This window comes from Streptomyces sp. NPDC002911 (assembly GCF_053591835.1).
Genome location: NZ_JBSFUO010000010.1, coordinates 100042 through 114132 on the forward strand (window position 1 = coordinate 100042; position 14091 = coordinate 114132).

Sequence of the window (14091 nt, forward strand, 5' to 3'; positions counted from 1 at the left end):
GTGAAGTGGCCGTGACGGGGCTGGGGCTGGTATCGCCCGCCGGTGCGGGAACTGAGCAGAGTTGGCGAGGTGTCTGCGCAGGTGTCGGAACCGCTACCGAAGACCCCACTCTGGCCTCCGCCACTGTGGGGATCTCCTGCCGTGTCCCTCCGTACGATGCAGACGCCGAGTTCGGTGCGTCCGAGGCCTGGCGCCTGGACCGATTCGTCCAACTGGCGCTCATGGCCGCCCGGGAGGCGGTGTCCGACTCAGGTCTGGAGCCCGCCCGCTGGGACGGAACCCGGGTAGGCGTCGTGATCGGCTCGGCAGCAGGCGGTGTGGCCACCTTGGAAAGCCAGCACGCCGGCTTCCTGGAGAGAGGGCCCAAGGGAGTATCCGCTCTCTTCCACCCCATGGCGCTGGTCAACATGGTCTCCGGCCGTCTCGCCATCGAATTCGACGCCACAGGCCCCAACCTCGTGACCGCCACCGCTTGCGCGTCGGGTGCCACCGCGATCGGTGTCGCACGCGACCTTTTGGTCTCGGGCGCCTGTGACGTGGTGATCGCCGGTGGCACGGAAGCCGCGATCTCGCCCACATTCGTCACCGGGTTCGCCCGGATGGGAGCACTGTCCCGTCAGTCCGCGCGCCCTTCCAGCGTGTCCCGGCCCTTCGACGCGAACCGCGACGGCTTCGTCATCGGCGAAGGAGCGGGGGTACTGGTCCTGGAGCGCTTCGACCATGCCCGACGGCGCGGTGCGGACGTACGGGCAAGGCTCGTCGGGTACGGGGCGTCAGCAGACGCCAGCCACGTCACCGCCCCGCACCCGCAGGGCAGAGGGATCGAACAGGCGATGCGCCGTGCCTGTACGGACGCCGGGTTGCCACTGGAGCGGGTCGGACATATCAACGCCCACGGCACCTCGACCCAGCTGAACGATGCCGTGGAAGCGGAGGCGATCCATCGCCTCTTCGGGCCACGCGTCCCCGTGACATCCACGAAAGGGGTCACCGGTCACACCCTTGGTGCGGCCGGCGCGATCGAGGCGGCACTGACTGTTCTGTCACTTTCCCGCCAGACCCTCCCGCCGACCGCGAACCTGGAACAGCTGGATCCCGCCATCGGGCTCGATGTCGTCAGCGGCCGGCCGCGTCCCGTCGCCGCCTCGTACGCACTCACCAACTCGGCCGGTTTCGGCGGCCACAACGTCAGTCTCGCCTTCGCCGTCTGACGCTTGCGCCCCACAGCAGAGACACAGGGGAAGGAACCACCCTCACCATGCCTTCCAGCACACCCACGGATGACCGGGACGAGCTGATCCGGCTCGTTTTCGACGGCACCTTCGACAGCGTCCACGCGGATCTCCGCGACACGGTCTCGGATCCGCTTTTCGCACCGCGCAGCGGGCTCGACGCGACCCAGCAGGGGAGGCTCGCCTACGACCGGAGCCGCCTCGTCCACGCCCGAACCGGGCCTGCGCAGAAAGTCCTCGACGACCCCCTTCGCCTCTTCGCGCTCAGCGAATGGCCGTCGCTGATGGACACGACCACGCTGCCCTTGCTCATGAGCCACTACAACCTCTGCCTGGGAACCCTCCTGCACCACAGCGCAGGGCGCGAGGACCTCGACGACATCATCGAGGAGCTCGCCACCATGCGGTCGGTCGGCATGCTGATGGTCACCGAGCTGGGCTTCGGGAACAACGCGGCAGCGATGCGCACCAAGGCCGTGTACGACCCGCTGGCAGATGAGTTCGTCCTGAGCACGCCGGACGCTCAGGCACAGAAGTTCATGCCGTACACCGGCATCCAGGACATTCCGAAGATCGCGGTCGTGATGGCCAGGCTGGTCGTCCAGGACACCGACCGAGGTATCTTCCCCTTCATCGTCAGAATCTGCGACGCCGACGGTCTTCGCCCAGGTGTGCGGGCCACAGCCCTGCCGGACAAGCCCGGTCTCGCTCTGGACAACGGCGTCACCTGGTTCGACGGCGTACGCCTGCCCCGTCGCAATCTGCTGGGCGGAGCCATGGGGCGGCTCACGCCCGACGGTACCTTCGAGAGCACGATCCCCAGCCGGCGACGGCGTTTCCTCACCTCCCTCGAGCGGGTGCAGCCCGGCAGGCTCTGTCTGGCCTCCGCCCTCGTCTCGGCCGGGCGCGCCAGCCTGTACATCGCCCTGAGGTACGCGCAACAGCGCAAAACCTTCGCACCGGGCGAGAGTGATGTGCCCGTCATCGCCTACCGAAGCCAGCAGACGGCACTCTTCCGGGCGCTCGCCGACGTCTACGCCATGACGTTTCTCGTCAATCGCACGAAACGCGCGTTCGTACGCACCGGAGTCAGCGACGACACCAACCACCTGATCTCCCTCACCAAGGTGGTCAGCAGTTGGTCGATGACCGACGTCCTCACCACCTGCCGTGAACGCACCGGGGCGCAGGGCATGTTCTCCGCCAACCGCATCGCGGACTACATCGCCATGGCCCAGGGCGTAGTCACGGCCGAAGGCGACAACCTGCCCCTCCTGGCGAAAGCGGGCAACGAACTCCTTGCCCACCCGCCCGCCACGGACACCGGCACGCCTGAGCCGCGGGGAAGAAGCCTGACCGACCCCTCCTTCCACCGTGAGCTGACACGGTTCCGCCAGTCGCGCCTGACCGACACCACGGCGTATGCCATGCGCCGTGAGATCCGCGGCGGCAGTTCCCTGTTCGACGCCTGGAACCATCACATCAACGCGGCGCTCACCCTTGCTGAGTCCCGAGGGCGCGAACTGGCCCTCGAAGAACTGCATACGGCCGCGGCCCAAGCCACCACCCCGCGCACCCGTCAGGCACTCGGCCTGTTGGCGGCGATCTACGGGCTGGGCCTCACAGAGCGTGACGCCGCGTGGCACCTGGCCCAAGGAACGCTCACTCCCCAGCAGGCCACCCGCATCCCGGCTCTGCTGGAAGCGCTCAGTACCCGTGTGCTGCCCTACGCGGACCTGCTCATCGACGGGTTCGGCCTCACGGACGAGCTCCTGCGTGCCCCAGCACTCCGCCCAGGGCTCACCGACTTCCACGCCTGACAGTTACCAGTGAAGAGGTACCCTGCCGTGAATGTGACTCTCGCATCCGCGCCCCCTGTCACCCGCATCGAGCAGACCGGCCCGGCGGACGTCCGCAGGCTGGTGACCGTACAACCAGGGATGTGTGGGCCCACCGCGCTGTTCGCTGCCAGGGTCGGGGACTGGACCTGGGAAAGCGTCAGCACCGTCTGCGGTCTCGATGTCTTCAACGCCCAGGACACCCAAGGGCGTGCCGCCTACCTGGCGTTCCACTACTTCCGTATTCGCTCCGGAGGCGATCTCACCCCCGAGCGGATCACCTTCGGGGACCGGCTGGAAGTCATCACCCGAGTCTTCTCCCAGGGCCGCCGCTCGGTGCTGACTCTCCACCGCATCCGAAGGCTTCCCCAGGGCACCACCGATCTCGACGCCTCGTTCGACCTCGAGGAATTTCACGAACTGCCACGGCCCGACTGCCTGTACGTGGAAAACCTCAACCACTGGCTCACCCGAGGGGCCGGCCACACCAATGTCGGACTGGTGCACACCCCGCCCGTCGGCTTCGACCACACGCGTCTCCCGGAACTGCCCGACGTCTACTCCCCGAAGGCGCTGTGCAGACAGGCCAGGGTCGACCATCGTATGCACGATCCGGCCACGGCCCATTACACCCAGTCGGGCGACGAGCTGATCGTCAACCATCGCGTAGACGTGACGCGCGACATCAACGGTGTCGGGCTGATGTACTTCGCCTCGTTCCTCAGTATCGCGGAGGGGGCGCTGCTGGAACTCTGGCGCGGCCTCGGCCGGACCGACCGAGCGTTCCTCGACCGTTCGATCCAGGACATACGGATCTGCTACCTCGGCAACGCCGATCTCGATGCGACACTGCGCCTTCATCTGCGCCTCGCGCGCGATCCCGAGAACCAGCACCATGAGCGGGTCGACATCCTCATTCAGGACACGGCGGGCAACCGCGCCCTCGCCGTCGCGTCCTTCCGTATCCACATCGCATGACTGCAGCGAGGAGGCAGCTCGGCTGCCCCTGCCCAGTCCGACGATGCTTACACCGAGCGCAGATGACGATGCGGCAGTCGCCCGTGATGATCAGTGCTACGGGCACGTGGGAAAGGATCACAGGGAGTTCGATCCTGGCTCAGCAGGTGCCGCGACCGCGGCCGCGGCGCCGGGAGGAACCGGCCCCCACGGCCAGCTCCCGTGCACGGTGAGGCGGTAGCCCCCGGGGCCGGTGAAGGAGAACGTCGGGGCCGCCCTGCGGGGCGCCATGGACAGGGCGATGCGCGACCATGACCTCACCGTCCCGCAGTACTCCTGCCTCGAACTCCTCGATGAGAGGCCGGGCCTGTCCAACGCCGAACTGGCCCGCGCCACCTTCGTCACCCGGCAGTCCGCCAACGTCGTCCTCCGCGGCCTCAAAGAGGCCGGGCTCATCACTCGGCCGGCCACCACTGACCACGGACGCGCCCTGCCCGTCCACCGCACTCCCGCCGGACGGCAACGGCTGCACGCGGTGCGCGGTGCCGTCCATGCCGTCGAGGAGCGCATGACCAAGGCCATCCCCGCGTGCCGCCTCGCCGCACTCCTCGTCGAACTCGACCTCCTGACCGAGGCCCTCGACGGGTGACCGAAGCGATGATGGTGAAGGCTGGGCCCCTGCCCCTGCCCCTGCCCCTGCGGACGACATCCTGTGCGGCGGCTGGGCGGGCCGGGATCGGTGCGCGAGGCCTGTTCCGCCTCCAGCACCCGTGCCGCGGGCCCCGCTCGCCCCGTACCGGCGGCCGGCTGTCGACCGGAGGCGGAAGCTGGAGGATGACTTTTGCGCCGACTCGGCTGGCGGGACCACCACCACCGAGGCCCGGGAATTCTCCGTTCCACAAGCGGATAATTGTTTCTTCTGAGTTCCCCTTACTCCTCCGCCCCTGACGAACCATCCGTTCTCGCAAGGGAAGTCCGTGCAAGCCGAAATTACGCCACTGGCGCGGTCGGTGCTTTTTGGACTTTATATGCGGGAGGGGCCGGGAAACCGTTTCTCCATATCTACGATGACGCGCTATGACCGACATATCACGGGACAACTCCGCCACCCGTGCGCGCTGGCAGACTTGTCTCAAGCTCGCCCGTGAACTCCTCCTCGTCGGCCCGGACGGCAGCGACCAGAAGCTCGGCTATCTCCACACCTTGATCGACACGGGCCGCCTCGGCCCCACCCACCACCCGCGCAAGAAGATCCTCGTCATCGGCGCCGGCATCACCGGCCTCGTCGCCGGCCGCCTGCTCAAGGACGCCGGCCATGACGTCACCATTCTCGAGGCCAACGCCGACCGGGTCGGCGGACGCATCAAGACCTTCCGCACCACCAAGCACCACCAGCCCTTCGACGACCCGGCCCAGTACGCCGAGGCCGGTGCCATGCGGCTCCCCGACTTCCACCCGCTGGTCCTCGCCCTCGTCGACAAACTCGGGCTCGGCCGCCGCCAGTTCTACAACGTGGACGTGGACCCCGGCACCGGCAGCGGGCCCGACGTCCCCGTCCCCCCGGTGACGTACACCTCCTTCACCGGCCGGACCTGGACCTACGGCGACGACGACCCCGGCTTCCGCGAACCCGACAAGCGTGGCAACTCCTGGATCCGCGCCAACCGCGTCCAGGTGCGGCGTGCCGACTACACCACCACTCCCGAACGGATCAACGAGGGCTTCCACCTCACCGACGACGAGGTCCGTGCCCCCGTCGTGAAGATGGTCGACGACGCGCTGGAGAGCGTGCGCGACTACTACTCCGACCTCGTCGACGGCAAGCGCGTCAACAAGCCGTTCGACGAGTGGGTCGAGGGCTGGGCCCGGGTGATCCGCGACTTCGACAGCTACTCGATGGGCGGCTTCCTGCGAGATCACGCCGGGCTCAGCGACGAGGCGATCGAGGCTGTCGGAACCCTCGAGAACATGTCCTCACGGCTGCACCTCTCCTTCTTCCACAGCTTCCTCAGCCGCAGCGACATCAATCCCGGCATCCGCTACTGGGAGATACCCGGCGGCAGCTGGCGTCTGCCGCACGCCCTCCACCAGGGCCTGCGCGACGAGGTGCGGCTCGGCCATCGCATGATCCGCCTCGAGTACCACGACCCCAGCCGCGACACCGATCCCGAGGGCACCGGCGCCGTCGGACCCGACGGATGGGGCGTGGCCGTGCAGACCGTCGCCGAGGACGACCCGCAGGCCCCGCCGCTCCTGTGGACGGCGGACCTGGCCGTCGTCACCGTTCCGTTCTCCGCCCTGCGCTTCGTGGAGATCGTCCCCTCGATGTCGTACAAGAAGCGCCGCGCCATCATCGAGACCCACTACGACCAGGCCACCAAGGTGCTGCTGGAGTTCAGTCACCGGTGGTGGGAGTTCACCGAGGACGACTGGTGCGACGCACTGGAGAGCATCGCACCGGGCCTGTACGAGTACTACCGGCACAACGGCGCGGACGGGGACAGCGATCCTGCTCTCACGCTCTCCGGGACCGAGGCCGGCCTGCTCGGTGCGGCGGTCAAGGACAGTGGCGTCACCGAGGACATGCGGCAGCTCAACGACACCATCCCGCTGCGCGGCCCCGCGGTCCGCCCCGCCACCCACTGCTTCGGAGGGGGCTCCGCCACCGACAACCCCAACCGGTTCATGTACTACCCGTCGCACCGGGTCGAGGGCAGCACCGGTGGCGTCGTGCTCGCCTCGTACTGCTGGTCCGACGACGCCGCCCGCTGGGACTCCATGCGGAGCGCGGAGCGTTACGTCTACGCCCTGCGCAACCTCCAGGCCCTGCACGGCCGCCGCATCGAGGTGTTCTTCACCGGCCGTGGAGCCACCAAGAGCTGGGCCCGCGACCCGTATGCCTTCGGGGAGGCCGCCATCTACACCGCGCACCAGATGACCAGCTTCCACCTGGACGTCTCCCGGCCCGAAGGCCCCGTGCACTTCGCCGGTGAACACACCTCCCTCAAGCACGCCTGGATCGAGGGCGCCCTGGAGAGCGCCGTCCGCGCCGCCACCGCCGTCCACCAGGCCCCGCCGGTCACCACCCCGGGCGCGATCCGGCAGGAGGACCGCTCGTGACCGCGATCATTCCCGAGTGCACGGTCGCCCGCTACCTCGCCCTGCGGCTGGCCGAGCTGGGCATCACCCACCTGTTCGGCGTACCCGGCAACCACCTCGGCCCGTTCCTGACCACCCTGCGGGCCGAGGGCGACATCGAGTGGGTCGGCACCCCCACCGAAGGCGGCGCGGGCCAGGCCGCCGACGCATACGCCCGCATCCACGGCATCGGCGCGGCCGCGGTCACCTACAGCGTCGGCGCGTTCAACCTTCTCAACGCCTGCGGTGGCGCCTACGTGGAGCGGGTCCCGCTCGTCGCCATCAACGCCTCCCCGCCCTACGAGCAGTGGCAGAACTACCGTGCGCTCGGCATGCTCACCTCACACATGAGCCCCCGCCCGGAGAGCAACCTGGACGTCTACCGGCAGGTCACCGTGGACGCGCGGGTCATCTCCAACCCGGGCCTCGCCGCCGCTCAGATCGACGCCGCGCTCACCGCGTGCCTCTCCGAACGGAGGCCGGTCTACCTGGAGGTCATGGAGGACCTGTGGGACGAACCCTGCCCCGAGCCCGAGGGGCCGATCGTCCGCCGCGAGCGGCCGTTCAGCGCGCGCAACCAGCTCATGCTGGACGACGCCGTGAACGCGGTCCTCACCCTGGTCGAGGAGCACCCCGGCCCGGACGGCAGGCCCCGCCCGATCGTGTGGGCCGGCGAGGAGATCGCCCGGTTCGGCCTCGACGGGCAGCTCGCCGACCTGGTGGGGGCCACCGGGGTGCCGTTCTGCACCACCGTCGGCGCCAAGGCCGTCGTCGACGAGGACCTGCCGCAGTTCCACGGCGTCTACAACGGCCACGCCAGTCATCCGGACGTGCACTGGATCTTCAGGGACTGGGCCACCTGCCGGATCGGGCTCGGGGCCTGGTCCACGTCGAAGAACCTCGGCGGCGAGCAATGCGTCGGCACCGACTGGGTGATGGCCGCGAACGGCGGCGTCAGTGTCGGCACCGCCTACTTCCCCGACGTCCAGCTCGAACACCTGCTGCCCGCCATCCAGGACGCACTGGTGAAGACCTACGGCTCCGACGGCCTGACCGCCGACTACTACGCCGAGGCCCACGCCCACCACGGAGCACCCGGCGACCGCCCCGCCGGCCTGGCGCACCACCGCGCCTCGCTCCGCACCAGGGGCACGCGGTCCCGGCACAGCGAACGGCTCACCTACGACGGTGCGTTCGACCGGATCAACCACTTCCTGGGCCACGAGACCGACGAGGACTGGACCGTCGTCTCCGACGCCGCGTTCTCTCTCATCGGCTCGATGAACCTGTCCCTGCCGGCGGGCGGGTTCCTGTCGCAGGTCAGCTGGCTGTCCATCGGCTGGTCGGTCGGCGCGGCCACCGGCGCGGCGCTCGCCCCCGAACGCGGGCCCGCCCGCCCCATGGTGTTCGTCGGCGACGGCGCCTTCCAGGAGACCTGCCAGGAGATCTCCACCCACACCAGGCTCGGGCTGCGGTCGGTGGTGTTCATCATGGACAACGGACACTTCTACGGCATCGAGCAGATGCTGGTGCACCCGTCCTTCTACGCCGAGCCGGGTTCCGCCGACCCGGACGACGCGGACTTCTACAACGTCCTGCACCCATGGCACTACGACCGCCTCGCAGCCGTCTTCGCCGGCGGGAAGACCCCGGCGAACGGGGTCAGCGTCGCGCACCACTCGGAGCTGGACGACCTGCTGGCCCGCCTCGCCGATCCGACCGACCCGTTCAACGCCGGACCGCTCCTGGTCCGCGTCCGCCTGCATCGGCACGACTATCCGCGAGCGATGGCGTACAAGGTGCCGAAGTCGTAAGTCACTCACTCCAAGGGGGCAGGACATGGCTGATCTCAACGTACTGATCGCGTTCGACGCGGAGACGATCGTCGAGCGGTATCCCAACGCTTCGAGGAACCCTGACACGCCGACACAGGTCGATCACAGCCTGATCTACATGACGGCGCGCCACGATCACATCGTCGGCGCGTCGGGGGCCGAGCTGAACCTCCGGGCCGAACCCGGCGACAGCATCAGGTGGCGGGAGACGACGCTGTCGTTCGGCAGCCTCTACACGGCGTTGCTTTACAGGTTCGTGAGCAGCGACCGCGAACACACGCTCATCAAAACGCCGGAGATCGAGGTGATCAACCACATTTATCCGATGCCGAAGGAGGGCACCGAGGGCCGGCCGGAATTCGGGACGCAGAGGTACCAGGACCATTACTGGCGAACGACCGTCAAAAGCGCCGGAAAGGTCGTGTATCACTTCTACTTCCAGATCCTGGACCGCCACCAGCAAGTGAAGGGGTACTTCCAGTGGGACCCCTTCATCACCATCGAAGACTCCTGACGGCTCAGGCCGGGACGGCGGCCGGCACATGCTCCCGACCCGCTCGGACTGCCGCGCCGCCGCCGATCGCCGCCGCCAAGGCGGAGGGCATCCGGATCACCGTCGAGTCCTGCCCGCACTTCCTCACCTCACGAAGCCACTGCGCAGCAGCTCCAGGTCGGGCAGGACCTGAAGTCCCGCGCAGGTGGTGGTCCGTGGCCGGGTGCGGAGACCGGGCCCGGCGGCCCGTCGGGCCCGGAACGCCCGCGGCAGCCGAGACCGGCCGCCATGCGCGGGTCCGCCTCGAACCAGGGGGCGCCGGGGGCGTTGACGCGTCCGGCCGTACGGTGGCCGAGGCCCGGCCACTCACCGGCGCCCCGTCGGGCCCGCTCCCTGCCCCCGGTGGCGACCGCGTCCTCCAGGTCGACAGGTGCGGCCCGGTCCCCGGGGGGGGTCTCAGTCCAGGAACGCGCGGACCAGGGCGCCGGCAGCGTCCCGGCGCTCCTCGAAATAGGCGTGCCGGGCGCCGGGGAGGAGGTGGGTCCTGGCATCCGGGATGCGCCCCGCCAGCAGCGGGACGTTCTCGGGCGGCGTGAGCCGGTCCTGGTCGCCGTGCAGGATCAGCGTGGGCGCGCAGATCGAGGGGAGCGAGTCCCACGCGTCGTGCCGGTTGCTGGCGATCAGGTGACCGTGCCGGGCGTGCGGCGGCATGTGAGGGTCGCCGAGGGTCCGGTAGGGGCCGGGGTGCCCGGCGATCCAGCCGGGTGTGTACATCAGCTCGGTCAGGGTCCGCCGCACGGCGTCCGGGTCGGGCCCGGCCAGGGCCCGGCGCACCGAGGCGTCGCGTTCGACGGCCAGGGGCCCGCCGGGAGAGGTGCATCCGAGGACGAGCCGCCGGACGCGTTCCGGGTGGCCGGCCGCGACCCACTGGGCGACCCGCCCGCCCATCGAGGTGCCGTACACGTCGGCCCGCTCGATGTCGAGGGAGTCGAGGACGCTCACCACGTCCTCGGCGAAGCGCCGGGTGGAGTAGCCCTCGCGCGGGGCGTCGCTCGCGCCGGTACCGCGGTAGTCCAGCGTGATCGTGCGGGCGGTGCCGTGGAAGTCCTCGCGTACGCCGTCCCACCAGTGGTGGGTGTTCGCCTGACCCGCCAGGAGGACGAGCGGGCGGCCGGCGCCGCGGCACTGGTACGCCACTGACACCCCGTCGTCGGTGCGCACGAGACCATCAGGCGATTCATCGGTGCTGGTCACAGGAGTCCTCCCAGAAGTGTGTGTCGTGGGGCGGGCCGCCCCGGCGCCACGGCCGCCTTGATGCGGCGGACCAGTTCACCGCCGACTGGGTGACCCTCGCCCGGAAGGGGCGATGCCACCCGGCATAGGAGCCGATAGTGTGCTCAGCGGTCGACTCCGTAGAATCTTCGGGGCTGACGTCGGAGGCCGTGCTGTGGCGGATGTCGGGGGCGGCACGGCCCATCAAGTCCCTTCTTGTGAGCGCTGGTTGGCGCAACGTACCCTGAGGTGGAGCCACGACTTGGGGGAGGGCCCTGATGGGACAGCTGATCGCGGTGGACCGCGCTGACGGCACGGGCTGCTACTACGCCATCGACGCCACGACCCGCCAGTCGGTGGGTGAGGTCATCCCGAGCGACGTCTACCCAGGCAACTACAGGGCCGGGGTGTACCACCCCTCCCAGGGCGTGAGGTTCGTGAAGGCCTCCGGCAGCTCGGAGACCCTGGTCGACCTGACGCAGGTGGGCACCGAGAACTTCACCACCGTCCAGGAAGCCCTGGCCGCGATCTCCAGGCACCGGCTTCGCTGAGCGAGCCTACGCTCGGCCGACGCCGGTCGTCCTGGACGAGAACGACCGTGAGATGACGAGAAACGCTGGAACGCCTCCGGTGAAACCGGCCGAGGACACCACGATCCGGTGAGCGGTGATGAAACCAGCGCCGTGGTCCGGGAAACGCAGACGCGAGGTCGATACCGAACGACGCGCGACAGTTCCCGCCACTTGGCCTGGCCGATCACGTCGTCCGTCGGGTCGATCTTGGGCGCATGCCCTTGTGGAGGGTGTGTCGAGTGCGTTGGCGTGGCGACCATCCTGCCCGACGGGCCGGCCCTGGAGTGCGGCATCAGCCCCGAAGGGCGTACGGAGTCGATCACTTGGGCTCCGAACTCCGCTTCTCAGCACGGCCGTTGCTTCGTACCTCGCATGGCGGAGCCTCATTCCACAAGTGTCATGAACCTTGTCAGTGTGGCTACGGGCACTCTATTGTCACGAGCAGAAAGCGCTTTCCCTCTCCTGGTCCCGTCCGGTGGAAGCGTCCGTCGCGACGGCCATCGCCACGGACGCGCATGAGCCGCCGCCGGGCTGCCCAGGGCTTCATCCAGGACGTCGGCCTCAGTGGAACGAAGGGTGCGCGGTACCGGTTTCGCCGCTGTATCCGACAACCTCGCACATTCGGGCCCGGCAGGTACCGCCGGCTCGACGCATCGAGAAGTACACGCACAACTGGCCGACGAGAGCCTCCGGTTACGTACTGGCGGCCTCGGTGGCTTCGCCGTTGCGACCGCGGCATGGAGCAGCAACACATCTTGTGAAGACGAATGGGGACACGAAGATGAGACGACCAGTCGCACTGCGACTCAACGCCGCGCTGGCCACGATGGCCGTGGCGGCCGCGACCGGTGTGGTGATGTCGATGCCCGAAGCGTCCGCGGCGGTGACCGGCAGCGCCACCGGCTACGCGACCCAGAACGGCGGGACCACCGGCGGCGCCGGCGGGGAGACGGTGAGGGCCACCACGGGCACCGCGATCCACGCGGCCCTGTGCGGCCGGGCCAGCAGCAGCACCCCGATCACCATCGAGGTCGAGGGCACCATCAACCACGGCAACACCACGAAGGTGTCGGGCGGCAGCTGCAACACCGCCGCCGGTGTGATCGAGCTCAAGCAGATCAGCAACGTCACGATCGTCGGTGTCGGCGGCGGAGCCGTGTTCGACCAGCTGGGCATCCACATTCGTCAGTCCAGCAACATCATCATCCAGAACGTGACTGTCAAGAACGTCAAGAAGTCCGGCTCGCCCACGTCCAACGGCGGTGACGCGATCGGTATGGAGAGCGACGTCCGCAACGTCTGGGTCGATCACACCACTCTCGAGGCGTCGGGCGGTGAGTCGGAGGGGTACGACGGCCTCTTCGACATGAAGGACAACACGCAGTACGTCACGCTGTCCTACAGCACCCTGCGTAACTCCGGTCGTGGTGGCCTCATCGGATCCAGCGAGTCCGACGTCTCGAACGGCTACGTCACCTACCACCACAACCTGTACGAGAACATCGACTCCCGCGCGCCCCTGCTGCGTGGCGGCATCGCGCACATCTACAACAACCACTACGTGAAGCTCAACGAGTCCGGCATCAACTCCAGGGCCGGTGCGCGTGCCAAGGTGGACAACAACTACTTCAAGGACTCCAAGGACGTCCTGGGCACGTTCTACACGGACGCGGCGGGATACTGGCAGGTCAGCGGCAACACGTTCGACAACGTGACCTGGTCCTCACCCGGCGGCGACAACAACCCCGCAGGGCCCGACCCGAAGTCCAACACCACCGTCAGCATCCCCTACCCCTACAGTCTTGACGGCGCGAGCTGTGTGCCGCAGATCGTGGGCGAGACGGCCGGCGCCAACAAGGGCCTGAAGGTGTCGGACGGCAACTGCTCGCCGCAGACGCCGACCCCCACCCCGGACCCCACGGACCCGACGCCGGACCCGACTGACCCCACACCCGACCCCACCGACCCCAGCGGCACCAACCTCAGCATCGGGGCCGGTGCCGACGGCTCCAGCAAGGCCAGCGGGTCGAGCTACGGCAACGTGCGGGACGGTGACATGAGCACCTTCTGGTCGCCGGCCGGCTCGACCGGTTCCATCTCGGTCAAGTGGGGAACCGCCACCGCCGTCTCCAAGATCAACATTCGCGAGGCGTCCGGCTCCACCGGAAGCGTCGGATCCTGGAGGGTCCGCAACGGCGACACCGGCGCAGTCCTGACCTCGGGCAGCGGGGCGGGCGTCATCACGGTGCCGCAGACCTCGCTGAAGAAGATCACCTTCGAGATCACCGGCTCGACCGGGACGCCGAAGATCGCCGAGTTCGAGACGTACGCCGGATAGCGGCGCGGTCCCGGCCACTGTCCGGGACCGGTGGGTCCCGGGAATCCTCCCGGGCGGCACCCACGCACGAGGCAGCGACGCCGGGACCGCGGCGTCGCTGCCGCACGTCCGGAACGGGGGCCGTCGAACGCGACGGCCCCCGCTCCGCTCCGCTCTCCGGGGTGCGGTGGATCACCCCGCAGGCGCGTCGAGCGCTGCCCGCCCCGGCCCTGCGGTGACGCTTGGCGGCTCCGCCGTGCGTGGAATAGAAATTGGTGCCGGCACCATGCGGCGCCCCCATGCCCGGCTCGAACCCGCCCGAGCCGGGATGATGGAACGAAAGCCCTGGCCGGCCGGCCCGGCCGCCGCCCGCACCACCGCCACCGGCCCGGACCTGCTGCGTGCGCGTCTGGAGGGGCACCGGAACAACTGACAAC

At 68.9% G+C, this 14091-nt stretch carries 11 protein-coding genes; 10 read left to right on the forward strand and 1 reads right to left on the reverse strand.

Annotated elements, in window-relative coordinates; all coding sequences use genetic code 11:
• Positions 1–5 precede the first annotated feature (5 nt).
• From ACWD04_RS17770 to ACWD04_RS17800, 7 genes are all read left to right on the forward strand, one after another.
• The gene (locus tag ACWD04_RS17770) at positions 6–1211 is read left to right on the forward strand and encodes a beta-ketoacyl-[acyl-carrier-protein] synthase family protein (protein ID WP_451133128.1); all 1206 of its coding nucleotides are present in this window, start codon (positions 6–8) and stop codon (positions 1209–1211) included.
• 47 nt (positions 1212–1258) lie between these two features.
• Complete coding sequence (locus ACWD04_RS17775; RefSeq protein WP_451132866.1) at positions 1259–3052, forward strand: acyl-CoA dehydrogenase family protein; 1794 nt, start codon at positions 1259–1261, stop codon at positions 3050–3052.
• 33 nt (positions 3053–3085) lie between these two features.
• On the forward strand, positions 3086–4048 hold the full coding sequence (locus ACWD04_RS17780) for an LnmK family bifunctional acyltransferase/decarboxylase (RefSeq protein ID WP_451132868.1): 963 nt from the start codon (positions 3086–3088) through the stop codon (positions 4046–4048).
• Positions 4049–4316: 268 nt separating this feature from the next.
• Positions 4317–4676, forward strand: coding sequence for a MarR family winged helix-turn-helix transcriptional regulator (locus tag ACWD04_RS17785; RefSeq protein WP_451133130.1), 360 nt, complete (start codon positions 4317–4319; stop codon positions 4674–4676).
• Between the two features lie 428 nt (positions 4677–5104).
• Complete coding sequence (locus tag ACWD04_RS17790; protein ID WP_451132870.1) at positions 5105–7147, forward strand: flavin monoamine oxidase family protein; 2043 nt, start codon at positions 5105–5107, stop codon at positions 7145–7147.
• Positions 7144–8979, forward strand: a complete 1836-nt coding sequence (locus ACWD04_RS17795) for a thiamine pyrophosphate-binding protein (protein ID WP_451132872.1) — start codon at positions 7144–7146, stop codon at positions 8977–8979. Before ACWD04_RS17790 ends, ACWD04_RS17795 begins: the two co-directional genes overlap by 4 nt.
• A gap of 25 nt (positions 8980–9004) precedes the next feature.
• The gene (locus ACWD04_RS17800; protein ID WP_451132874.1) at positions 9005–9514 is read left to right on the forward strand and encodes an inclusion body family protein; all 510 of its coding nucleotides are present in this window, start codon (positions 9005–9007) and stop codon (positions 9512–9514) included.
• Between the two features lie 435 nt (positions 9515–9949).
• Here the strand turns inward: ACWD04_RS17800 and ACWD04_RS17805 are convergent, their stop codons facing one another.
• Positions 9950–10747 (reverse strand): alpha/beta fold hydrolase, encoded by a 798-nt coding sequence (locus ACWD04_RS17805; RefSeq protein WP_451132876.1) that lies wholly within the window; start codon positions 10745–10747, stop codon positions 9950–9952.
• Positions 10748–11043: 296 nt separating this feature from the next.
• Between ACWD04_RS17805 and ACWD04_RS17810 the strand changes: the two genes are divergently transcribed.
• The 3 genes from ACWD04_RS17810 (at position 11044) to ACWD04_RS17820 (ending at position 14087) form a co-directional block, all read left to right on the forward strand.
• Positions 11044–11316: a hypothetical protein gene (locus tag ACWD04_RS17810; protein WP_451132878.1), complete on the forward strand. Its 273-nt coding sequence runs from the start codon at positions 11044–11046 to the stop codon at positions 11314–11316.
• An 802-nt stretch (positions 11317–12118) separates the two neighbouring features.
• Positions 12119–13675 carry a pectate lyase family protein gene (locus ACWD04_RS17815; protein ID WP_451132880.1) on the forward strand — a complete coding sequence of 519 codons (1557 nt, stop codon included), beginning with the start codon at positions 12119–12121 and terminating at the stop codon, positions 13673–13675.
• Between the two features lie 265 nt (positions 13676–13940).
• A complete protein-coding gene (locus ACWD04_RS17820; protein ID WP_451132882.1) occupies positions 13941–14087 on the forward strand; it encodes a hypothetical protein in 147 nt (48 codons plus the stop codon).
• Positions 14088–14091: the final 4 nt, after the last annotated feature.